Here is a 22,225-nt window from a genome sequence, read left to right on the forward strand (position 1 = left end):
ATGGGCTACCACACCGCCGAAACAGTCCCCGACGGCCTCATCAAGACCATGGCCACCCTGCCGGCGCACCTGCGAGGCTCCCTTACCTGGGACCAAGGCGCTGAAATGGCAGGCCACAAGTCCTTCACCCTCGCCACCGACATGCAGGTCTACTTCTGCGACCCGGCTAGCCCTTGGCAACGCGGATCCAACGAGAACACCAACGGGTTGCTGCGACAGTACTTCCCCAAAGGCACCGACTTGTCCGTTTACGGACCCGAAGACCTCGAGCACGTAGCCCAGGAACTCAACGGCCGCCCACGCAAAACGCTCGGCTGGAAAACTCCAGCCGAGCGTTTACGTGATTTACTACTAACCACCTAACCAACAGGTGTTGCAACGACCCCTAGAAATCGCCTGGACGGTCGGCGCTTTCGCTGTTTGCGGCAGGGAACCTCAGGCCTTCGCGGCTTTGGCAGCAGCCTTGGCAGCCTGCTTGCTCGCACGGACCTTGGCCAGAGATTCCGGACTCACAATGTCCGCCACTGAGAGGTATGAGCCTTCCTCGCCGTAGTGGCCCGCGGCCTCGCGCCAGCCTTCAGCCTGGAGGCCGCATTGCTTCCCGAGGAGAGCCAGGAAGATCTTCGCTTTCTGGTCCCCGAAACCGGGCAGTGCTTTCAATCGGCGGAGAACTTCAGCTCCATCCGGGTTGCCGCGGGTCCAGATCGCGGTGGCGTCGCCGCCCCAGTCGCTGTGGACCGTTTCGGCCAGGGCCTGGACGCGTCCTGCCATGGAGCCAGGGAAGCGGTGGACGGCAGGTGTTTCCTTGAAGACCTCTACGAAGCCTGCCGGATCGTAGCCGGCGATGGCTCCAGGCTCCAGGGAGCCAATGCGGGTGCGGATCTTCTCGGGCCCCGCAAAGGCGGACTCCATAGTGACCTGTTGGTCAAGCAGCATTCCCGTCAGCAGCGCGAAAGCGTCGTCACTGAGCAGTCGGTCGGCTGTGGGATCTCCTGTGATGTGCAGTTCCATGTGCCAATCCTCCCACCACGGCACAACGTCCAGCCAGAAACGTCAGCGGAGGGTGGCCCCTGGATGAGGGGAGTCGTCAGCGCAAGCGCCGACGGTGGGTAGCCTGGGCCGGGCGGTTGAGTGGGGGGCGGATAGCCCGTGGATCGTGGCTTCTTCACGGGAGATTCATGAGCGCTTCATATGGGACAACGGTGTGTCCGGTTGCCTTCGAGAGGCACTGCGGTGGGTGGATTTGCGTTGGGGGTTGGGGGCGTGTATTGTTTTCTGAGTCGCCGGGAGCGGAACGGAAAGCCGGAAGGTGTGTACGGGCCGGGAGGCGGCGGATAAATAACTCTTCTTTTCCAATGGCCCTTGGTGGGTGTGCTGCTTTGTGTGGTGCGCTTCGGGGTTATGTTTTGGAGGGTTGTTGTTTGAGAACTCAATAGTGTGCCAAGTTTGTTGATACCGATTGTTTTTTGATTGGTTGGATTTTGCCGGGCCGCCGTGCACCCCCGTGTGTGGTGGTTTGGTTTTCAGCTGGTTTCAGATTTTTGCATGGCTTCTCCTGTCTTTTTCCGGTGGGGGTTGTTGTGTTTTCGTTTTTGTTTTACTTTGACGGAGAGTTTGATCCTGGCTCAGGATGAACGCTGGCGGCGTGCTTAACACATGCAAGTCGAACGATGATCTCCAGCTTGCTGGGGGGATTAGTGGCGAACGGGTGAGTAACACGTGAGTAACCTGCCCTTGACTCTGGGATAAGCCTGGGAAACTGGGTCTAATACCGGATATGACCATCTGGCGCATGTCATGGTGGTGGAAAGCTTTTGTGGTTTTGGATGGACTCGCGGCCTATCAGCTTGTTGGTGGGGTAATGGCCTACCAAGGCGACGACGGGTAGCCGGCCTGAGAGGGTGACCGGCCACACTGGGACTGAGACACGGCCCAGACTCCTACGGGAGGCAGCAGTGGGGAATATTGCACAATGGGCGCAAGCCTGATGCAGCGACGCCGCGTGAGGGATGACGGCCTTCGGGTTGTAAACCTCTTTCAGTAGGGAAGAAGCCTTTCGGGGTGACGGTACTTGCAGAAGAAGCGCCGGCTAACTACGTGCCAGCAGCCGCGGTAATACGTAGGGCGCAAGCGTTATCCGGAATTATTGGGCGTAAAGAGCTCGTAGGCGGTTTGTCGCGTCTGCTGTGAAAGACCGGGGCTCAACTCCGGTTCTGCAGTGGGTACGGGCAGACTAGAGTGCAGTAGGGGAGACTGGAATTCCTGGTGTAGCGGTGAAATGCGCAGATATCAGGAGGAACACCGATGGCGAAGGCAGGTCTCTGGGCTGTAACTGACGCTGAGGAGCGAAAGCATGGGGAGCGAACAGGATTAGATACCCTGGTAGTCCATGCCGTAAACGTTGGGCACTAGGTGTGGGGGACATTCCACGTTTTCCGCGCCGTAGCTAACGCATTAAGTGCCCCGCCTGGGGAGTACGGCCGCAAGGCTAAAACTCAAAGGAATTGACGGGGGCCCGCACAAGCGGCGGAGCATGCGGATTAATTCGATGCAACGCGAAGAACCTTACCAAGGCTTGACATGGACCGGAAAGACCTGGAGACAGGTGCCCCGCTTGCGGCCGGTTTACAGGTGGTGCATGGTTGTCGTCAGCTCGTGTCGTGAGATGTTGGGTTAAGTCCCGCAACGAGCGCAACCCTCGTTCTATGTTGCCAGCGGTTCGGCCGGGGACTCATAGGAGACTGCCGGGGTCAACTCGGAGGAAGGTGGGGACGACGTCAAATCATCATGCCCCTTATGTCTTGGGCTTCACGCATGCTACAATGGCCGGTACAAAGGGTTGCGATACTGTGAGGTGGAGCTAATCCCAAAAAGCCGGTCTCAGTTCGGATTGGGGTCTGCAACTCGACCCCATGAAGTCGGAGTCGCTAGTAATCGCAGATCAGCAACGCTGCGGTGAATACGTTCCCGGGCCTTGTACACACCGCCCGTCAAGTCACGAAAGTTGGTAACACCCGAAGCCGGTGGCCTAACCCTTGTGGGGGGAGCCGTCGAAGGTGGGACCGGCGATTGGGACTAAGTCGTAACAAGGTAGCCGTACCGGAAGGTGCGGCTGGATCACCTCCTTTCTAAGGAGCTGCTAACAACTTGCCGGTGCCCCTGTAGGGGGTGTTGGTGGTTGTCAGTGTTGCCCATTGCGCAGGCGGATGTTCTGCGGTGGGTGCTCATGGGTGGAATATCAACGAATCATTTTTTGTGGTGGCATGGTTTTTGCTGCTGGTGTTCTGGTGTTAGTACGGCGGTCCTGCCCTTTTGTGGTGGGGTTGTTTGGAAGGTGCCGGGGTGTTGGTGGTGGGGGTTGTGTTTGGCGCACTGTTGGGTCCTGAGGCAACAGGACCTTCACGCAGCTTTTTGCGGGGAGACACGTTTCTGGTGTTTCTTTGTTTTCCTGCGGCCGTTTCCTTGTCACACGGGTGCCCCTCTTTTTTGTGGGGTTGTGTGGTGGGGGTGGTTGTTGGGGTTGTTGTTTGAGAACTACATAGTGGACGCGAGCATCTGGACGCATGCACCTGTTGGGTGTGTGTGTTCGTAGCAATTTCTTTGATTTAGAACCTGGGACTGCTGCCTGCCTGTTGGGTGGGTGGTGGTTTTCCTGTGGTTCTCTCGAATGGATTCAAGCATCAGCCAGGCCCCTTGGTGGGGTTTGGTGTGTGTGGTCTAGTTTTTAAGGGCGCACGGTGGATGCCTTGGCATCAGGAGCCGAAGAAGGACGTAGGAATCTGCGATAAGCCTGGGGGAGTTGATAACCGAGCGGTGATCCCAGGATGTCCGAATGGGGAAACCCCGCATAACGCTGCAAGGTGATTGTGTGACCCGTACCTGAACTCATAGGGTGCGTGGGGGGAACGCGGGGAAGTGAAACATCTCAGTACCCGTAGGAAGAGAAAACAAGAGTGATTCCGTTAGTAGTGGCGAGCGAACGCGGATGAGGCTAAACCGACCCATGTGTGATAGCCGGCGGGCGTTGCGTGGGCGGGGTTGTGGGACTTGCTGTACTGGTTCTGCCGGACCGGTGGGGTGAGAGTGCAGGTATAGGTGAACGGTCTTGAAAGGCCGGCCAGAGAGGGTGTGAGTCCCGTAACCGTAATGTTGTGCACCGCCTTTGGTGAGGATCCCAAGTAGCACGGGGCCCGAGAAATCCCGTGTGAATCTGTCAGGACCACCTGATAAGCCTAAATACTTCCTGATGACCGATAGCGGACCAGTACCGTGAGGGAAAGGTGAAAAGTACCCCGGGAGGGGAGTGAAACAGTACCTGAAACCGTGTGCTTACAATCCGTCAGAGCAGCCTTGTTGTTGTGATGGCGTGCCTTTTGAAGAATGAGCCTGCGAGTTAGTGTTACGTCGCGAGGTTAACCCGTGTGGGGCAGCCGTAGCGAAAGCGAGTCTGAACAGGGCGTTTGAGTGGCGTGATCTAGACCCGAAGCGGAGTGATCTACCCATGGCCAGGTTGAAGCGACGGTAAGACGTCGTGGAGGACCGAACCCACTTCAGTTGAAAATGGAGGGGATGAGCTGTGGGTAGGGGTGAAAGGCCAATCAAACTCCGTGATAGCTGGTTCTCCCCGAAATGCATTTAGGTGCAGCGTTGCGTGTTTCTTGCCGGAGGTAGAGCTACTGGATGGCCGATGGGCCCTACAAGGTTACTGACGTCAGCCAAACTCCGAATGCCGGTAAGTCAGAGCGCAGCAGTGAGACTGTGGGGGATAAGCTTCATAGTCGAGAGGGAAACAGCCCAGACCACCAACTAAGGCCCCTAAGCGTGTGCTAAGTGGGAAAGGATGTGGAGTTGCTTAGACAACCAGGAGGTTGGCTTAGAAGCAGCCATCCTTGAAAGAGTGCGTAATAGCTCACTGGTCAAGTGATTCCGCGCCGACAATGTAGCGGGGCTCAAGTACACCGCCGAAGTTGTGGCATTCACACATATACCTCAGCCCTTTGTGGTTCAGGGGTGTGGATGGGTAGGGGAGCGTCGTGTGGGCGGTGAAGTCGCGGTGGAAACCAGCGGTGGAGCCTACACGAGTGAGAATGCAGGCATGAGTAGCGAAAGACGGGTGGGAAACCCGTCCGCCGAATGATCAAGGGTTCCAGGGTCAAGCTAATCTGCCCTGGGTAAGTCGGGACCTAAGGCGAGGCCGACAGGCGTAGTCGATGGACAACGGGTTGATATTCCCGTACCGGCGAAAAACCGCCAATACTGAGCGGGGGATACTAACCACCCCCCACCTGGCCGGATCACCACTTGTGGTGTGATGGTTGTGGTGGTGGCTGGGACCTGATCCCGGGAGGTAAGCGTATTAACAGGTGTGACGCAGGAAGGTAGCCGGGCCGGGCGATGGTAGCCCCGGTCCAAGGATGTAGGGTCAGGGATAGGCAAATCCGTTCCTGTGTGCTTCGAGCACGCTCCTGAGATCTGATGGGACCCCCGTTCGGGGGGATCCGGTGATCCTATGCTGCCTAGAAAAGCATCGACGCGAGGTTTTAGCTGCCCGTACCCCAAACCGACACAGGTGATCAGGTAGAGAATACCAAGGCGATCGAGAGAATTATGGTTAAGGAACTCGGCAAAATGCCCCCGTAACTTCGGGAGAAGGGGGGCCTGCCCCGTGAAACGACCTTGCGTTGTGGAGCGGGTGTGGGCCGCAGAGACCAGGGGGAAGCGACTGTTTACTAAAAACACAGGTCCGTGCGAAGTCGCAAGACGATGTATACGGACTGACTCCTGCCCGGTGCTGGAAGGTTAAGAGGACCGGTTAGCCACCTCGCGTGGCGAAGCTGAGAATTTAAGCCCCAGTAAACGGCGGTGGTAACTATAACCATCCTAAGGTAGCGAAATTCCTTGTCGGGTAAGTTCCGACCTGCACGAATGGAGTAACGACTTCCCCGCTGTCTCAACCATAAACTCGGCGAAATTGCAGTACGAGTAAAGATGCTCGTTACGCGCAGCAGGACGGAAAGACCCCGAGACCTTTACTATAGTTTGGTATTGGTGTTCGGAGTGGCTTGTGTAGGATAGGTGGGAGACGTTGAAGCCCGGACGCCAGTTCGGGTGGAGTCATCGTTGAAATACCACTCTGGTCACTTTGGACATCTAACTTCGGCCCGTGATCCGGGTCAGGGACAGTGCCTGATGGGTAGTTTAACTGGGGCGGTTGCCTCCTAAAGAGTAACGGAGGCGCCCAAAGGTTCCCTCAGCCTGGTTGGCAATCAGGTGTCGAGTGTAAGTGCACAAGGGAGCTTGACTGTGAGAGAGACATCTCAAGCAGGGACGAAAGTCGGGACTAGTGATCCGGCGGTACATTGTGGAATGGCCGTCGCTCAACGGATAAAAGGTACCTCGGGGATAACAGGCTGATCTTGCCCAAGAGTCCATATCGACGGCATGGTTTGGCACCTCGATGTCGGCTCGTCGCATCCTGGGGCTGGAGTAGGTCCCAAGGGTTGGGCTGTTCGCCCATTAAAGCGGTACGCGAGCTGGGTTTAGAACGTCGTGAGACAGTTCGGTCCCTATCCGCTGCGCGCGCAGGAAATTTGAGAAGGGCTGTCCTTAGTACGAGAGGACCGGGACGGACGAACCTCTGGTGTGTCAGTTGTACTGCCAAGTGCACCGCTGATTAGCTACGTTCGGATGGGATAACCGCTGAAAGCATCTAAGCGGGAAGCTCGCTTCAAGATGAGATTTCCACACACCTAGCGTGTGAGAGGCCCCCAGCCAGACCACTGGGTTGATAGGCCGGACGTGGAAGCGAGGACCAAAGACTCGTGAAGCTGACCGGTACTAATAGGCCAACAACTAACACCACACACACTTGCATGCACGCGTCCACTATGTGGTTCCCGAACAACAACCCGTTCAGGAAAACCAACCACAACCAAATAACAACACCACAGTTGTAACCACACAAACTTCCCACCCCCACCAACAACCAGGGGGACGGGTAACAAGGTTACGGCGGTCATAGCGTGGGGGAAACGCCCGGTCCCATTCCGAACCCGGAAGCTAAGACCCACAGCGCCGATGGTACTGCACCCGGGAGGGTGTGGGAGAGTAGGACACCGCCGGACAACCATTCAGGTCGAGACCCCCCAACCACGTTGGGGGGTCTCCCACATTAACCACCCAAACAAAAACCCCGACCACGGACGGTCGGGGCTAAACCCATTTTAGCCCGGCGAACCAGGTCGCAGATAAGGCCGTTCCCAGCGCGGCGGTTTCTAGCGGTTATCGCAACAGGAAGGTTCTGATCATCTCATTTGGGGTGCAGAAGTCGAATCGTTGGCGGGGTCTGTCGTTGAGTTCGTGGGCGACGTAGTCGAGGTCGGTTTGGCTGTAGATGCTTAGGTCTGCACCTTTGGGGAAGTACTGGCGCAGGAGCCCGTTGGTGTTCTCGTTCGAGCCGCGTTGCCAAGGTGAGTGGGGATCGCAGAAGTAGATGTCGATGTCGGCTGCGATCTTCACTTCCTTGTGCCTGTGCATTTCAGTGCCTTGGTCCCAGGTCAGTGAAAGCCTCAGTTCGTCGGGAAGGGCGCCCATTTTGCGGATCAGCCCATCCCGGACGGCCTCGGCACGGTTCTGATCTGTGGGGATATGGACGAGCATCACGAACCCGGTGGTGCGCTCCACAACAGTGCCGATGGCGGTTTTTCCGTCCTTGCCGACGATCAGGTCCCCTTCCCAATGCCCTGGCACGGCACGGTCTTCGACTTCGGCGGGGCGGTCGGCGATCATGACCATGCCTGGGATTCTGCCGCGGCGTTCGTCGGGGCGGCGTTGGGGTTTGCGCAGGGTCCGGCCGGTGCGCAGGTTCTTGACCAGTTCCCGCTTCAGTCCGCCCCGGGACTCGAGATAGAGGGACTGGTAGATGGTCTCGTGTGACACCCACATCTCCGGGTTGTTCGGGTGGTCCTTGCGGAGTCTGCCGGCGATCTGGACCGGTGAGCCTTTCTTTTCCAGTCGCTTTTCGACTTCCAGGCGCAAAGGTTTGTTGCTGTTGAGCTTAGCGGTCTTGGGCCTGGCTGCCCGGGCATGGGCGCGGGCATGGGCAGTAGTGGCCCGGTAGTAGTAGACCTCATCAGCGTTACGACGTAGTTCCCGAGATATCGTCGAGGGCGACCGGCCCAACCGCTTGGCGATCTCACGGATGGATTCCTTGCCCCTGAGCAAAGCGATCTGCTCGCGTTCATCAAAGGACAGCGAACGCCCGGTAAGGGTCCGACCCCTGCGGGGCCGGACCCCTCCCGAGGACCTCAGTTCACGCCGAACGGTCGTGATGGACCAGCCAACGGACTCTCCCGCTTCCTCAAAACGGGAGCCTTCCGCTACCTGCTGCCAGAACGACTGAACAACCTCAGCAACCAAACGACTTGAGAACTTCACCATGGCAATCGACACCCTTCAATAATCAGGCGTTGCGATCACCGCATGATTCGAAGCGCTCAAAACGCGCTTAAATGCGACCTAGTTGGGGGCCGACTAGGCTGAGAAGAACACCGACAACTCAGAGATCAACTTGTCCGGCGCCTTGTTGGGCCCGTCGTGCCCGAACCCCGGCAGGATGGTGTAACTGGAACCGGACAGGACATCGTGGATCTGCCCGCAGGCCACACCGAAGTAGGCCGGGCTCTTTTCACCCACAACGATCAGTGTTTCCAGGGGCAGTTCAAGGAACGGTTCAGCGGGCATGTCAGCGGCGATCACGGCCTTGATCTCCCGGACTCCACAGGTCATGAGCTCACGCATCTGCTTTCCCATGGGCGTTCCCGAGGTGAGTTTGGTGGCGAGTGTCAGCATGGACAGCGGCATCCGCGAAAAGGCGCCGCCGGTTTCAACGCCCTTGATCAGGACGGCGAGGCCACGGTCGTAGTCTCCCGCCGCCGTCGCGCGTTCATATTCCGGCGTCCAGTCGGCTTTGACGCTGTGGTTGACCGAAACTGCGGGGTCGTACACTGCGAGCCGCTCCACGGGCAGCGTCCGGGCGGCATGCAGCGCCACTGCCCCGCCAAAGCTGTGGCCGAAGACGTCGGTGCTGGCGGTGTGCTTCATGACCGCCGAGAGGTCCCGGATGTCGGCTTCCAGGGTGTAGTCCTCTGCCTGTGGTGAAGAGTTGCCCCGCCCGCGACGGTTGAACGTGTGAACCGGCCGGCCCAGGGCTTCGCTCAGCTTCTGCGCAAAACGCGTGTAATCGGCGGCGGTCACCATGGAGGCGGGGACCACCACGACGCCGGAACCTGCCCCTGTCAGGTCACCACCCGTGGTGAGAACTTCGAGGTGTCCGCCGTCCGCTGTGGTGATGATCTCGCGAGTCATGTTCCGAGCCTAACCGAGCCACCTGAATGCCGGCAGCATGCCCTTGCCGTGTGGAAGGTGTCCTATCCGTGCGGCCGCATGAAGTAGTCGGAGATGTCCGTGACCAGTTCCTTCACGGCCGCCGGCACCGAGCCATGGAAGCCTTTGGGGGAGACTTCCAACGTGCTTCCCGGAACAGCGGCGTGCAGTCGTGTGGCTGTCACCTTGTAGTACTGGGGGCTCTTCTTCCCGACCATGAAATGCGTGTTCGCGGGCAGGACTGAAAAGTCGCTGGCTTTTCCGCTGGCCTCAAAGGCTGCCTTGAGTTCGCCCACGCCCGAGGGGAGGAGTTCGCGGAACAACCTGTTGATCTTGGTACGGGATACCACGGCCATTAGCCCGGCAAGGACCGGTTCCGGCACGCGCGCGAGAGCCGTTCCGGGATGCATTCCCCGCTTCAGCCGGGCAAGGGCCAGATTGATGTTGCCCTGGTCCACGGAACTCGCAAACGCGTCCAGCCAGTTGGTGTCCATGCTTCCGTCGATGTTCACGGCGGCGTCGTACACGGCCAGCTTTCCCGGCTCGTGCCACGTGCCGGCGAACGCCTGTGCGGCGTTCAATGCCACCGAGCCGCCGAGGCTGTGGCCCAGGATGTTCCTGGCGCCGGTTGCGTCCATGATGGTGCGGACATCGGCGATTTCCGTGGCCATGGAGTAGTTGTGGGGTTGTGCCGTCGACTTCCCGCGGCCGCGGCGGTCGTACACGTCCACGGCCCAGCCCTCGCCCAGCCCCTTGGCGAGGGCGATCGAGAAGGGCCGGTAGATCAGGGCCGTCAGGAACGCTCCGCCCACCAGGACTACACGATGTTCCCCGGGCGCGTCTTCCGTGCCGTAGGTGTATAAGGCGAGTTTGCCGCCGTCGTGCGTTTTAATGTCGCGTTCTCTCACCGGATCATCCTAGGTGGCCGGAACAGTGGCGGCCGGTTCCGCCGACAGGAAACGTGCAATCCGGGCGGCCAGGCGCCGTCCTGGCCGGAGCGGCCCTTCGTGGAACTGCAGCGGCACGATCGCAAAGTCGATGGCCGGCACAGCCCCCGCGAGGACGCGGCCCGTTTCAGCGAAGTAGGAAGGGCTCCATCCGCCACTGAGCATCAGCGTGGGGGTGGCGAGCTTCACGAAGTCGCTGAGGTGAGCGTCGGCGTCGAGGACGGCGCGCATTTCGACGACGGCGGTGGGCAGCAGGGAGCGCATCTCGAATCCCAGCCGGGTACGGGCGGACATGATGCTGAGCATGCGGAGCGCGCCCATGGGCAGGTAGGAAATTGGCCCGGCTGTACCCAGCCCTTGGACAAGATGCGCCCACGCGTGGTCGAGTTGCCCGGCCGTCACGGCCAGCTCCAGCTCGGGGCGCCAACGGCTGGAGAGGTTGCCGGACAGCGACACTGCGGCATCGTAGGTGACCAGCCGGTTGATCGCGGCCGAGCGCGCAGCCTGGAGGGCGATGAAGCCGCCGTAGCTGTGCGCCACCACGTCCGACGAACCGCTCTTGGCCATCACTGCCTGCAGGTCCGCAACCTCCGTCTCTGCCGAGTACCCCGCCGGCTGGGGTGCCGATCTGCCGCGCCCGCGCCTGTTGTAGCAATGCACCGGCCGGCCAAGCATGGCGCCCAGGGTCCGGGCGAACGGCCAGTACAGGGAATCCGTCACCAAGGTGCCGTGGACAACCACGACGCCGGGTGGTTCCGCAGGTGCCGAAGATCCGGGAAGGGAGGCTCCCGACGCCGGGCGGAAGGTGTGCACCTCAAGCTGCCCGCCGCCGTCGTCCGTTTCAACCGTCCATGTCTCCACAGCCCGAGTCTATGTCCGGAAGTGGCGGCCCGTAATCAACGGTAAACTTAAGGACTGTGACTTCCGCAAACACCCCCGCCCAGAACGCCACCGCAGAACCAGCCGACGCCAGCGAGCAGATGCGCATCCGCATGGAGAAGCGCGCCAAGCTGATCGAGGGTGGCTCGGAGGCCTACCCCGTGGGTGTCGAGCGGACTCACTCGCTGGCCGAAATCCGGGAGAAGTACGCCCATCTGGAAGCCGATGACACTACCGGCGACACCGTGGGCATCACCGGTCGCGTGGTGTTTGTCCGCAACACCGGCAAGCTGTGCTTTGCGACGCTGCAGGAAGGCGGCGTAGACGGCAAAGCGGTCCGCCTGCAGGCCATGCTCAGCCTCGCGAACGTCGGGGAAGAGGCGCTGGCCGAGTGGAAGGCCCTGGTGGACCTTGGCGACCACGTGTTCATCAAGGGAGAAGTCATCTCCTCCCGCCGCGGTGAGCTCTCCGTCATGGCCGATTCCTGGTCCATGGCCTCGAAGGCCCTGCGGCCGCTTCCGGTGCTGCACGCTGAACTCAACGAGGAAACCCGTGTGCGCCAGCGGTACGTGGACCTCATGGTCCGCGACGAAGCCCGCGAGATGGTCTACAAGCGTGCCGCCATCACCCGCTCTGTCCGCGACACCCTGGACCGCCATGGCTATGTCGAGGTGGAGACCCCCATCCTGCAGCTGGTCCACGGTGGTGCTACTGCCCGTCCGTTCGAGACGCACATGAATGCGTTCGACCAGAAGATGACCCTTCGCATCGCAACAGAGCTGTTCCTCAAGCGTGCAGTTGTTGGCGGTATCGACCGCGTGTACGACATGGGCCGCGTGTTCCGCAACGAGGGCGTGGACTCAACCCACAGTCCGGAATTCACCACCCTGGAGTGCTACGAGGCGTGGGCTGACCAGTTCGTCATGGCCGAGCGGATGAAGGAAATCATCCTGAATGTGGCCGACGTCGTAGGTACCCGCACCATCCAGACGGAGGCAGGCGAGATCAACCTCGACGGCGAATGGGCCTGGCTTCCGGTGTACCCGGGTCTGTCCGAGGCCGTGGGGGTTGAGATCACCCCGGACACCACGGTGGCGGAACTGCAGGCCATCGCCGCCAAGCATGAGGTCAAGGTCGATCCCCAGTGGGACGCCGAGAAGCTGGTGGTTGAACTGTTCGGCGAAATCGTCGAACCCACATTGCTGAACCCCACCTTTGTGTACGACTACCCGCCGTCCGCCCAGCCCCTGGCGCGTCCGCACCGCGAGGACGGCCGCCTGATCGAGGCCTGGGACCTGATCATCGGCGGCATGGAGCGGGGCACGGCGTTCTCCGAGCTCATCGACCCGGTCATCCAGCGTGAACGGCTGACGGAGCAGTCACGGCGCTCGGCCGCGGGCGATGTCGAAGCCATGCAGCTGGACGAGGACTTCCTCCGTGCCCTGGAATACGGTGCACCGCCCATGGGCGGTATCGGCCTGGGTATTGACCGCCTGGTCATGCTCTTCACGGGTGCAGGCATCCGTGAAACCATCCTGTTCCCCCTGCTGAAGCCTGAAGGCCACTGACCATGGAATACATCGCAGTCCTGGCGCCGTCCATCGTTGTTGGATTGATCTTCTGGTTCGCCATGAAGTCGATCTTTAATGCGGACAAATCCGAGCGCCAGGCCGAAGCCCGCGCCCAGGCCGAGGCCGATATGCGCAATTCGACGCCTGACACCGAGGGTCCGGCCGCTAAATAGCCCGTAAATTGGCGGGGTGTAAGCGGTAATCCACATATGCCTTTGACGAGTGTGCTTGCCGTGAACGATAATCAGGAATAGCACTATGGGGATTTCTGAATATCCAACCCTCCAAAAGAGAGGCTACTCATGGCACAAAAAGTAAAAATCATCCTCGTCGATGACCTGGATGAGGGGGCAGCCGATGAAACCGTCCGCTTTGGCCTGGACGGTGTCAGCTACGAGATGGACCTGTCCACCGCCAACGCCTCTTCCCTGCGCCAGGCTCTTGAGCCGTATGTGGCCAAAGCACGGAAGACATCAGGTGGCCGTGCCACCAAGGGCCGTTCCACCACTGCCCGTAACCAGGATTCCGCGCAGATCCGCCAGTGGGCCCGCGACAACGGTTACACGGTAAACAGCCGCGGCCGTATTCAGGCCGAAATTCAGGAAGCGTACCAGAAGGCCAATTCCTGATTCACCTGCCTCAATGCCCCGGCTGCGTGCCGGGGCATTGGCGTTTAACGGGCGCCCTTTGTTGGGTTCTGCTTCCTTCCTGCCTGGAATATGCGGGAATCACGACAGGCGATGCGGCGGTCAATATCCGCGCCGTGATCCGGCAAAGACGACGCCGCGCAATGCCGGTTTGGTAATTCAGGGCGTCGCCCGGCTATTGCCGTTTGCTCCCAAGGTGCCGGGACCAGCCGGATTTTCGGGCGCGGACCGGCAGGAAAAGTCCTCCGGGTCCCGAGCGCCGTGCTCCCCGGCACCGGCCCTGGCGGCATGTGGGGGCTGCGGGAGAAGTGGGGGAAATTTATTCCGCAAGGCGTCATGTTTCCCCTGTGGCGAACACGCTCCAAATCTCCGGCTTCGCCACGTAGCATCAAAGTACGTCGTAGCTAGGAGTGTGGCGAAATGTTTGAGAGATTTACAGACCGTGCCCGTCGCGTGGTAGTCCTTGCCCAAGAAGAGGCACGGATGCTGAATCACAACTACATCGGTACCGAACACATCCTCTTGGGTCTGATCCACGAGGGTGAAGGTGTTGCCGCAAAGGCGCTTGAGTCTTTGAGCATTTCGCTCGATGGCGTCCGCGAGCAGGTGCAGGAGATCATCGGCCAGGGCCAGCAGGCTCCGTCCGGGCACATCCCGTTCACGCCGCGCGCCAAGAAGGTGCTGGAGCTTTCCCTCCGCGAGGCACTTCAGCTCGGCCACAACTACATCGGCACCGAGCACATCCTGCTCGGCCTCATCCGCGAGGGCGAGGGCGTTGCTGCCCAGGTGCTGGTCAAGCTCGGAGCGGACCTCAACCGCGTCCGGCAGCAGGTCATCCAGCTGCTGTCCGGCTACCAGGGCAAGGAAACTGCCGGCGCAGGCAGTGGACAGGGCCAGCAGGAAGGCACCCCGGCAGGTTCCGTGGTGCTTGACCAGTTCGGCCGCAACCTGACCCAGGCTGCCCGCGAGAACAAGCTCGATCCCGTGATCGGCCGCGAGCAGGAGATGGAACGCGTCATGCAGGTCCTCTCCCGCCGCACCAAGAACAACCCCGTGCTTATTGGTGAGCCCGGCGTCGGCAAGACCGCCGTCGTCGAGGGCCTCGCCCAGGCGATCGTGCGCGGCGACGTCCCGGAGACCATCAAGGACAAGCAGCTGTACACGCTTGACCTCGGTTCGCTGGTGGCAGGCTCCCGCTACCGTGGTGACTTCGAAGAGCGCCTGAAGAAGGTCCTCAAGGAAATCCGCACCCGCGGCGACATCATCCTGTTCATCGACGAGATCCACACCCTCGTCGGTGCAGGTGCGGCAGAAGGCGCCATCGACGCCGCGTCGATCCTGAAGCCAATGCTGGCCCGTGGCGAACTCCAGACCATTGGTGCCACCACGCTGGACGAGTACCGCAAGCACATCGAGAAGGACGCCGCCCTGGAGCGCCGCTTCCAGCCGATCCAGGTCAAGGAGCCTTCCGTCGCCCACGCGATCGAGATCCTCAAGGGCCTGCGTGACCGCTACGAGGCACACCACCGCGTGACGATCACCGATGGCGCCCTTGCCTCCGCTGCGCAGCTGGCCGAACGCTACATTTCGGACCGCTTCCTGCCGGACAAGGCGATCGACCTGATCGATGAAGCCGGCGCGCGCCTGCGCATCCGCCGCATGACCGCTCCGCCGGAGCTCAAGGCCATGGACGAGCGTATTGCTGACGTGAAGCTGGAGAAGGAATCGGCGATTGACGCCCAGGACTTCGAGGGTGCCGCTTCGCTGCGCGACAAGGAGCAGAAGCTCATTGCCGAGCGCGCAGAGAAGGAGCGCAACTGGAAGTCCGGCGGCATGGACGACATCTCCGAGGTTGACGAGGACCTGATCGCAGAAGTCCTCGCGAACTCCACGGGCATTCCGGTCTTCAAGCTCACCGAGGAAGAATCCTCGCGCCTGCTCAAGATGGAAGAGGAACTGCACAAGCGCGTTGTTGGCCAGGACGAGGCCATCAAGGCCCTGTCGCAGGCCATCCGCCGCACGCGTGCCGGCCTGAAGGACCCCAAGCGTCCGGGTGGCTCGTTCATCTTCGCCGGCCCCACCGGCGTCGGAAAGACCGAGCTCGCCAAGGCACTTGCCGAGTTCCTGTTCGGTGAAGAGGACGCCCTCATCACGTTGGACATGTCCGAGTACTCCGAGAAGCACACGGTTTCGCGTCTCTTCGGTGCTCCTCCGGGCTACGTCGGCTACGAAGAAGGCGGCCAGCTGACCGAGAAGGTTCGTCGCCGTCCGTTCTCCGTGGTCCTGTTCGACGAAGTTGAGAAGGCCCACGCCGATCTCTTCAACTCCCTGCTGCAGATCCTGGAAGACGGCCGCCTGACCGACTCCCAGGGCCGCGTGGTGGACTTCAAGAACACCGTGATCATCATGACCACCAACCTGGGTACCCGCGACATCTCCAAGAGCGTCGCTACCGGCTTCCAGTCCGGAACCGACACCCAGACCGGCTACAACCGCATGCGTGCCCGGGTTACGGAAGAGCTCAAGCAGCACTTCCGCCCCGAGTTCCTCAACCGTGTTGACGACGTCGTGGTGTTCCCGCAGCTGACGCAGGACGAGATCATCGAAATCGTGGACCTGTTCGTCACCCGCTTGGAGCGTCGCCTCAAGGACAAGGACATGGGCATCGAGCTCACCAAGGCCGCCAAGGTCCTGCTCGCTACCCGAGGTTACGACCCCGCCATGGGTGCCCGGCCGCTGCGCCGCACCATCCAGCGTGAGATCGAGGACCAGTTGTCCGAGAAGATCCTGTTCGGCGATCTCCACACCGGTGACATCGTTGTGGTGGATGTGGAAGGCGAAGGCGACGACGCCAAGTTCACGTTCGAAGGCAACGCCAAGCCGCGGATCCCGGAGATCGCTCCTACCGCGTAAGGCAGAAGCTACACAAGCAGCGTGCCCCGCACATTCTCCTGGGAGTGTGCGGGGCATTCGTGTTTCCAGGAAGTGGGTTTCTTGATGCGGGTTTTGATGGTGGCGCCGGGGACCCGTGGGGACGTTGCTCCCATGGCGGGCCTCGGTCGCCGATTGCAGGAGCACGGGTTTGAGGTCACGGTTGCTGCCAACCCAGCCTATGCACAGCTGGTGGTGTCGTCGGGTTGCGGGTACAGCCCATTGCCCGGGGACCTGACGCGCATCATCACGCGGACGGCCCCTGGCACCAAACCGGCCATGGGGGACCTGGCCACCACATGGCGGGCGCTGGGGGAGTACATGGACCGCGCCGCCACAGGAACGCTGGCGGCGGCGGAAGCGGGGGCCGATGTCATTCTCGCCAATTCGGTGGCTCCCTACGCGTACGACATCGCGGCGGCGCTGGGCATCACCGCCATAGGCGCGCACCTGCAACCGGTGGAACCCAGCGCCGACTACCCGCCCGTGCTGATGGGGTCCGCCCGGGACCTGGGAAAGTTGGGCAACAGGATCGTCGGGGAGCGTGCCCTGGCCGGACCTGCTCCCTATGATGCACCGGGCGCCCGGCTTCGGCGGGAACTCGGGTTGCCCAAGCTGTCCCGCCGAGCCGCGGACCGCCGTCGAAGGCGCCGGAACGCAACCGTCCTCCATGGCATCAGTCCCACGGTCCTTCCGCGGCCGGCCGACTGGCACCCCGGTTTGGTCATGGCCGGGTACTGGTGGCCACCATCCCGGCCGGAATGGCGTCCGGATGCGGAGTTGGTGGACTTCCTTGCCGCCGGTCCCGCGCCGGTGTTCGTTGGCTTCGGCAGCGGCGCCGCCCTGGACGTGGAGCTCGTCCTGCAGGCTGCCCGTCGGGCCGCCGTCCGTGTGGTGATGCAGGGCGGGAGCGTGCGGGAAGATGACGCCCTGGGCGTCGGCGACGTCCCCCACGAGTGGCTCTTCCCCAGGATGGCGGCTGTTGTGCACCACGCAGGTTCAGGTACGACGGCGGCCGGTCTCCGCGCGGGGGTACCAACAGTTTGCGTCCCGGTCTTCACGGATCAGCCGCTGTGGGCCTCCCGCATTGCCGCGCTGGGGGCCGGGCCGAGGCCTGTCCCGTTCCGTGAGCTCACGGCGGAGCGCCTTGGCGACGCCATCGCCAAGGCGGTCAGGTCGCCGTCGTACGCTTCCCGGGCAAGGCTGCTCGCCGGACGTATCGCGGTTGAGGACGGAACCGGCCCGGTCCTCCAAGCCCTCACCCAACTAAGTAGCAGCAGAGCGCGTTTACAGGGCTGAAAACGCGCACAAATGCGACCCAGTTGGGTGAGGGGGGTGGATGTGAAAGCAGTGTTTCACTCTTAGTGAACCACTCTGTGATTGAGGGCACATTAAGTGTTGAATCGGATCATGCCTTCGACTGACTCCCACACCCCGCAACCAAAGACTCCTTTCCACGATCTGGACCACTACCTGGCCATTCCCCGGGTCAGTGGCCTCACCCTCAGCCCGGACGGCACGCGGCTGGTCACCACGGTGACGACACTCAACGGCAAGGGCACCGAGTTCGTGACGGCCCTGTGGGAGCTCGACCCCGCGGGGGACAAGCAGGCGCGCCGGATCACCCGCAGTGCCAAGGGCGAGGCCGGCGCTGCGTTCGCGGCCAACGGCGACCTCTACTTCACCTCGGCCCGTCCGGACCCGGAGAGTCCGGACGAGGATCCTGTGAACGCACTCTGGCTGCTGCCCGCGGCTGGGGGAGAGGCCCGGGTGGCGCATTCCCGCGCCGGAGGCGTCGGTTCCGTCCTCGCCGCGGCAGACGCGGATGCCGCCTTTGTTGTCGCGGACGTCCTGGCCGGCTCCACGGACGAGGAAAACGATGAAGAGCGCCGCAAGGCCCGCAAGGACAACAAGGTCTCGGCCATCCTGCACAGCGGCTATCCGGTGCGCTATTGGGATGCCGACCTCGGTCCTTCGCAGCCGAGGATTTTCGCGGTGGAGGCAGGCGAGGTCGGTGAGCCAGGGAAGCCCGCGACCATTGACGCCGGGCCGCCGGTCAGGCTCCGGAACCTGACTCCCGCCGTCGGAGGTTCGCTCCGGGAGGCGAAGACCGTGGTGAGTCCCGATGGCAAGACCATCTACACGAGCCTCACCAAAGCGCTTGCGAAGGCTGACAGCCGCGAGGTGCTGGCCGCCGTCGACGTCGCCACCGGCACCGTCAAGGTGCTGCTGGACCACGACGGCATGAGCTACTTCCCCGGCCCGGTCAGCCCGGACAACCGCACGTTGGTGGTGCAGAGCGAAAGCGACACCACCCCAACCCAGGCACCGGAGGTCAAGCTGCATCTGCTCGATGTCTCAGGCGGTGAAACTACTGACCTGGTGCCGCTTGCGCACAACTGGGACCGCTGGGCCATCCCGGTTGCCTGGCTTCCGGACGGCGGTGCCGTCCTTGTCACAGCGGACGACGACGGCGCGTCGCCGGTTTTCCGGGTGGACGTCGCCGACGGTGGGGTAACCCGGGTGACGAATGACGCGGCGGCGTATACCGACGTCGTGGTTTCCCGTGACGGCAGCACAGCGTATGCGCTGCGGAGTTCGTACGAATTCCCGTCGGAAGCCGTGCGGATCGACCTTGCCTCCGGTGACGTTGTCCGGCTTCCGGCTCCAGCGGAGCGGCCCGTTTTTGACGGGCGGCTGGAGCGGGTGGAGACGACGGCGGCTGACGGTACGCGGGTGCCTGCGTACCTGGCTCTGCCTTTGGGGGCGTCCGAGAGCGCGCCTGCCCCGCTGTTGCTGTGGATCCACGGTGGACCGCTTGGTTCCTGGAACGCGTGGACCTGGCGCTGGAACCCGTGGCTCCTGGTGGCCAAGGGCTATGCCGTGCTGCTTCCGGATCCGGCGCTGTCCACGGGGTACGGGCAGGAGTTCATTCAGCGTGGCTGGGGTGAGTGGGGAAAGAAGCCGTACTCCGATCTGATGGCCATGACGGACGCTGTGGTTGCGCGCCCGGATATCGACGAGTCCCGGACCGCGGCCATGGGTGGTTCGTTCGGCGGGTACATGGCCAACTGGGTTGCCGGGCAGACGGACCGGTTCAAGGCGATCGTGACCCACGCAAGCCTGTGGGCGCTGGACCAGTTCGGACCCACGACTGATGCTGCGCAGTACTGGCTGAAGGAAATGACCGTGGAGATGGCCATGGAGAACTCACCGCACCTGAACGTCGGCAACATCACGACACCCATGCTGGTGATCCACGGGGACAAGGACTACCGCGTGCCGATCGGCGAAGGCCTGAGGCTTTGGTATGAGCTGCTTTCGTCGTCCGGGCTGCCTGCGGGTGAGGATGGGCAGAGTCCGCACCGGTTCCTGTACTTCCCGGACGAGAACCACTGGGTACTCCAGCCGCAGCACGCCAAAATCTGGTACGGAGTGGTGGAGCACTTCCTGGCCAAGCAGGTGCTCGGGGAGGACGTGGAGCTGCCGGAGGAGCTGGGAGTTTAGCCCTGGGCGCCGATGCCGCTGTTTACGTCACCGTGTTCTATATGTGAGCCATATCACACATGAAGTTCCGTGAGCTTTCGGTGCCTCCTCCCGTCCTCCTTATGAAGGCGCAAAACGCGACCATCTCACCGACAGGAGCGAGTGCTATGACAAACCAGACGCATACCCCCGCAGAGGTTGCAGCAAGGAACACCTCATCTGCTGTGGCAAAGACCGGAGCAACGTCCGCTCCTTCCCTTAAGGAAGCCGTGGAGTACAAGGGCAAGGACGGCCGCGGAGCAACGAACGTCGCTGACGGTGTGGTGGCCAAGATCGCCGGGATCGCTATCCAGGAAATCCCCGGCGTTCACGCACTGGGTGGCGGCGCTGCACGCGCCATCGGCACCTTGCGCGAAAAGGTGGGCCAGAAGGATCTGACCCAGGGCGTCAGCGTGGAAGTCGGCCAAACCCAGGTTGCTGTTGACGTCACCCTCGTCGTCGAATACCCGTACCCCCTTCAGGAAGTTGCCGACAACGCCCGCAACGCCGTCTACACCGCCATCGAAGACCTCGTTGGCATGGAAGTCACCGAAGTCAACATCACCATCACCGACATCCACGTCCCCTCCGATGAATCCGACGACGACGATCGGGAACCGAGGGTGGCATGAGTCCCACGGTCACCGGCATCGCCATAGGAGCCGTCCTGGCGATTGCCGGCTTGTGGTTCGGATTCTGGGGGCTGCTGCTGACGGCGCTGTTCATGGGGATCGGAGCAGTGTTGGGCAGATCGGCAGAAGGCAAGCTTGACCTCGGCGGGGTGTTGGACGCCCTGCGCGGCAAGCGCTCGTCCTCATGACGCGGCCCGGGTACACCCGGATTGCCCGCACGGCGCTGCGAAAGACCGTGGAGGCCGTCACAGCAGAAGCTTTCCGGGTGAGTGACAGGAACGTCACCGCGGAACTCGACGACGACGGCGGCAAGCTGGGTGTGAGGGTAGCCGTACAGCTGGCCCTCCCCCGGTTGCCCGCCCCGCAGTCCGATCCCCGCCACGGGGGAAACGTCTTTGAACAGGCTCAAAGCGCACGCTCCAGGATCGTGGCCCGCGGGCTGCAATTGACGGGAATGACCTTTGGCCGGGTAGACATCAGGCTCACAGCAGGCAAACCGCCACACAACCAGGAAAGGAGGGCGCGGTGAGTGCGGACAGCATCAGCAGGCGCATGATCCGCAGGGAGACCCACTCCTCGCGGGCGCTGGCCTCATCCATCTGCGCAGTACTGGTGGCTGGCGTCTTCCTGTGGCTGGCAGCGGAAATCGTGCTGTGGCTGGTGCGCGGGCCAGCCGTGATCGCAGGGCCGGCGCAGCTGCTTCAGTGGCTGACGGACCTGCCGGTGAGGACCATCCCGGCGGGTCTGGCCGCCGCAGGAGCGGGACTTGGGTTACTGGGGATGCTTCTCCTGGGCCTTGCCTTCGGGCGTGGCCGCAAGGCACGGCGAGCCCTCAGCAGTGACCGCAGTGCGGTCGTCGTTGACGACGAGGTCATTGCAGCGGCGGTCTCCGGCAAGACCCGCCAGGTCGCGGGCCTCGCGCCCGGCCAAGTGACCACCACCGTCGGTGGACGGTCCGTACGCGTCCGGGTGCGTCCGACGTCGGGCATTGCGCTGGACCGGGACGCCATCCGCAAAGCGGTGGACGACGAACTGGCCGCCTACGGAATGGCTGGCCCGTTCACATCGTCAGTGAAGGTGGCCAGCCAAGGAGCGGTGGGGCAATGAGGAAGACCAACAGGGCTTTGAACCGGACACTGCTTGCCCTTCTGGGCGTAGTCCTGGCGGGTGCAGGCGCCGCACTGATCGCGGCCGTCGTCGTTCCCGGATTCGCGCAGACGTGGACCTCCACCGGAAACCGGCTCCGCGACCAGTCGCGGGAACTGCTCACATCCGCCCCGTTGGCAGATCCGCCAGGAAGCTGGTGGGCAGTGGTGGCCGTCGCTGCGCTGCTGGTTGCGGCGGCACTCAGTGTGGGCTGGTTGGTCTCGCAGGGCGGCGGTCGCACGGCCCGCTTGGCGGAAGTGCACGACGGCGACCGCGGACGCACCGTGGTGGACACCGGACTCATCAACTCGGCCGTGCAGGAAGCAGTCAAAGGCAACCGCGAAATCCTCGCCAGTTCCGTTTCAGCATGGGAGTTGCGCAAAGGGACGGCGATCAAACTCCGGATAGAGGCACGCAAGGGAGCTTCGCCGCGTGAGCTGGTGGAGACAGCCGAACTGCTGGTCCAGTCGATCGACATGTGGCTTGGGGGCCAGACACCCGTGCTGGTGCGCATCACCGCCGGCACCCGAAGCCGGTTGGCCGGCACCGGCCGGGCCCGCTAG

General features: G+C 62.2%; 16 protein-coding genes, 3 rRNA genes and 1 pseudogene. 15 read left to right on the top strand and 5 right to left on the bottom strand.

Annotated features, from left to right (window positions below):
* Positions 1 to 18: 18 nt before the first annotated feature.
* Positions 19 to 363: pseudogene (locus tag ACUYMZ_RS01830) on the top strand (IS30 family transposase); the annotation flags it as partial.
* 72 nt (positions 364 to 435) lie between these two features.
* On the opposite strand, the gene ACUYMZ_RS01835 reads toward ACUYMZ_RS01830, so the two are convergent.
* A complete protein-coding gene (locus ACUYMZ_RS01835; RefSeq protein ID WP_442425147.1) occupies positions 436 to 1,011 on the bottom strand; it encodes an HhH-GPD-type base excision DNA repair protein in 576 nt (191 codons plus the stop codon).
* Positions 1,012 to 1,602: 591 nt separating this feature from the next.
* Between ACUYMZ_RS01835 and ACUYMZ_RS01840 the strand changes: the two genes are divergently transcribed.
* From ACUYMZ_RS01840 to rrf, 3 genes are all read left to right on the top strand, one after another.
* A 16S ribosomal RNA gene (locus ACUYMZ_RS01840) occupies positions 1,603 to 3,128 on the top strand.
* 586 nt (positions 3,129 to 3,714) lie between these two features.
* Positions 3,715 to 6,862: ribosomal RNA gene (locus tag ACUYMZ_RS01845) — 23S ribosomal RNA — on the top strand.
* Between the two features lie 145 nt (positions 6,863 to 7,007).
* Positions 7,008 to 7,124, top strand: a 5S ribosomal RNA gene (gene rrf / locus ACUYMZ_RS01850).
* The 16S, 23S and 5S rRNA genes sit together here, the layout of an rRNA operon.
* A 157-nt stretch (positions 7,125 to 7,281) precedes the next feature.
* Here the strand turns inward: rrf and ACUYMZ_RS01855 are convergent.
* From ACUYMZ_RS01855 to ACUYMZ_RS01870, 4 genes are all read right to left on the bottom strand, one after another.
* Positions 7,282 to 8,439 carry an IS30 family transposase gene (locus tag ACUYMZ_RS01855; protein ID WP_481601904.1) on the bottom strand — a complete coding sequence of 386 codons (1,158 nt, stop codon included), beginning with the start codon at positions 8,437 to 8,439 and terminating at the stop codon, positions 7,282 to 7,284.
* A gap of 93 nt (positions 8,440 to 8,532) precedes the next feature.
* Entirely contained in the window at positions 8,533 to 9,366 is an 834-nt protein-coding gene (locus ACUYMZ_RS01860; protein WP_481601905.1) for an alpha/beta fold hydrolase, read from the bottom strand.
* A 62-nt stretch (positions 9,367 to 9,428) separates the two neighbouring features.
* Positions 9,429 to 10,292, bottom strand: coding sequence for an alpha/beta hydrolase (locus ACUYMZ_RS01865; RefSeq protein WP_481601906.1), 864 nt, complete (start codon positions 10,290 to 10,292; stop codon positions 9,429 to 9,431).
* Positions 10,293 to 10,301: 9 nt separating this feature from the next.
* Positions 10,302 to 11,192: an alpha/beta fold hydrolase gene (locus tag ACUYMZ_RS01870; protein WP_426005191.1), complete on the bottom strand. Its 891-nt coding sequence runs from the start codon at positions 11,190 to 11,192 to the stop codon at positions 10,302 to 10,304.
* A 56-nt stretch (positions 11,193 to 11,248) separates the two neighbouring features.
* Here ACUYMZ_RS01870 and lysS point away from each other — a divergent pair, with 56 nt between their 5' ends.
* The 11 genes from lysS (at position 11,249) to ACUYMZ_RS01925 (ending at position 22,225) form a co-directional block, all read left to right on the top strand.
* Positions 11,249 to 12,778, top strand: a complete 1,530-nt coding sequence (gene lysS / locus ACUYMZ_RS01875; RefSeq protein ID WP_481601907.1) for a lysine--tRNA ligase — start codon at positions 11,249 to 11,251, stop codon at positions 12,776 to 12,778.
* Between the two features lie 2 nt (positions 12,779 to 12,780).
* The gene (locus tag ACUYMZ_RS01880) at positions 12,781 to 12,954 is read left to right on the top strand and encodes a hypothetical protein (protein WP_426005193.1); all 174 of its coding nucleotides are present in this window, start codon (positions 12,781 to 12,783) and stop codon (positions 12,952 to 12,954) included.
* Between the two features lie 129 nt (positions 12,955 to 13,083).
* On the top strand, positions 13,084 to 13,410 hold the full coding sequence (locus tag ACUYMZ_RS01885) for a histone-like nucleoid-structuring protein Lsr2 (RefSeq protein ID WP_426005194.1): 327 nt from the start codon (positions 13,084 to 13,086) through the stop codon (positions 13,408 to 13,410).
* A gap of 438 nt (positions 13,411 to 13,848) precedes the next feature.
* Positions 13,849 to 16,341, top strand: coding sequence for an ATP-dependent Clp protease ATP-binding subunit (locus ACUYMZ_RS01890; RefSeq protein WP_426005196.1), 2,493 nt, complete (start codon positions 13,849 to 13,851; stop codon positions 16,339 to 16,341).
* Between the two features lie 132 nt (positions 16,342 to 16,473).
* The gene (locus ACUYMZ_RS01895) at positions 16,474 to 17,658 is read left to right on the top strand and encodes a glycosyltransferase (RefSeq protein WP_481601908.1); all 1,185 of its coding nucleotides are present in this window, start codon (positions 16,474 to 16,476) and stop codon (positions 17,656 to 17,658) included.
* Positions 17,659 to 17,769: 111 nt separating this feature from the next.
* A complete protein-coding gene (locus ACUYMZ_RS01900; RefSeq protein WP_481601909.1) occupies positions 17,770 to 19,866 on the top strand; it encodes a S9 family peptidase in 2,097 nt (698 codons plus the stop codon).
* Between the two features lie 146 nt (positions 19,867 to 20,012).
* Positions 20,013 to 20,516, top strand: coding sequence for an Asp23/Gls24 family envelope stress response protein (locus ACUYMZ_RS01905; protein WP_426005201.1), 504 nt, complete (start codon positions 20,013 to 20,015; stop codon positions 20,514 to 20,516).
* Positions 20,513 to 20,704, top strand: coding sequence for a DUF2273 domain-containing protein (locus ACUYMZ_RS01910; RefSeq protein WP_426005203.1), 192 nt, complete (start codon positions 20,513 to 20,515; stop codon positions 20,702 to 20,704). The genes ACUYMZ_RS01905 and ACUYMZ_RS01910 overlap by 4 nt, the downstream gene beginning before the upstream one ends.
* Positions 20,701 to 21,045, top strand: coding sequence for a hypothetical protein (locus tag ACUYMZ_RS01915; RefSeq protein ID WP_481601910.1), 345 nt, complete (start codon positions 20,701 to 20,703; stop codon positions 21,043 to 21,045). The genes ACUYMZ_RS01910 and ACUYMZ_RS01915 overlap by 4 nt, the downstream gene beginning before the upstream one ends.
* On the top strand, positions 21,042 to 21,623 hold the full coding sequence (locus ACUYMZ_RS01920) for an Asp23/Gls24 family envelope stress response protein (RefSeq protein WP_481601911.1): 582 nt from the start codon (positions 21,042 to 21,044) through the stop codon (positions 21,621 to 21,623). The genes ACUYMZ_RS01915 and ACUYMZ_RS01920 overlap by 4 nt, the downstream gene beginning before the upstream one ends.
* Complete coding sequence (locus tag ACUYMZ_RS01925) at positions 21,620 to 22,225, top strand: hypothetical protein (protein WP_481601912.1); 606 nt, start codon at positions 21,620 to 21,622, stop codon at positions 22,223 to 22,225. The genes ACUYMZ_RS01920 and ACUYMZ_RS01925 overlap by 4 nt, the downstream gene beginning before the upstream one ends.

This window comes from Arthrobacter sp. T572 (genome assembly GCF_056780115.1).

Excerpts from the sequence above, each read along its gene's own strand:
- ACUYMZ_RS01880 (WP_426005193.1), top strand. The coding sequence starts at position 12,781 with ATGGAATACATCGCAGTCCTGGCGCCGTCCATCGTTGTTGGATTGATC.
- ACUYMZ_RS01915 (WP_481601910.1), top strand. The coding sequence starts at position 20,701 with ATGACGCGGCCCGGGTACACCCGGATTGCCCGCACGGCGCTGCGAAAG.
- ACUYMZ_RS01890 (WP_426005196.1), top strand. The coding sequence starts at position 13,849 with ATGTTTGAGAGATTTACAGACCGTGCCCGTCGCGTGGTAGTCCTTGCC.
- ACUYMZ_RS01835 (WP_442425147.1), bottom strand. The coding sequence starts at position 1,011 with ATGGAACTGCACATCACAGGAGATCCCACAGCCGACCGACTGCTCAGT.
- ACUYMZ_RS01910 (WP_426005203.1), top strand. The coding sequence starts at position 20,513 with ATGAGTCCCACGGTCACCGGCATCGCCATAGGAGCCGTCCTGGCGATT.
- ACUYMZ_RS01855 (WP_481601904.1), bottom strand. The coding sequence starts at position 8,439 with ATGGTGAAGTTCTCAAGTCGTTTGGTTGCTGAGGTTGTTCAGTCGTTC.
- ACUYMZ_RS01925 (WP_481601912.1), top strand. The coding sequence starts at position 21,620 with ATGAGGAAGACCAACAGGGCTTTGAACCGGACACTGCTTGCCCTTCTG.
- ACUYMZ_RS01895 (WP_481601908.1), top strand. The coding sequence starts at position 16,474 with ATGGCGGGCCTCGGTCGCCGATTGCAGGAGCACGGGTTTGAGGTCACG.
- ACUYMZ_RS01860 (WP_481601905.1), bottom strand. The coding sequence starts at position 9,366 with ATGACTCGCGAGATCATCACCACAGCGGACGGCGGACACCTCGAAGTT.
- ACUYMZ_RS01905 (WP_426005201.1), top strand. The coding sequence starts at position 20,013 with ATGACAAACCAGACGCATACCCCCGCAGAGGTTGCAGCAAGGAACACC.
- ACUYMZ_RS01885 (WP_426005194.1), top strand. The coding sequence starts at position 13,084 with ATGGCACAAAAAGTAAAAATCATCCTCGTCGATGACCTGGATGAGGGG.
- ACUYMZ_RS01900 (WP_481601909.1), top strand. The coding sequence starts at position 17,770 with ATGCCTTCGACTGACTCCCACACCCCGCAACCAAAGACTCCTTTCCAC.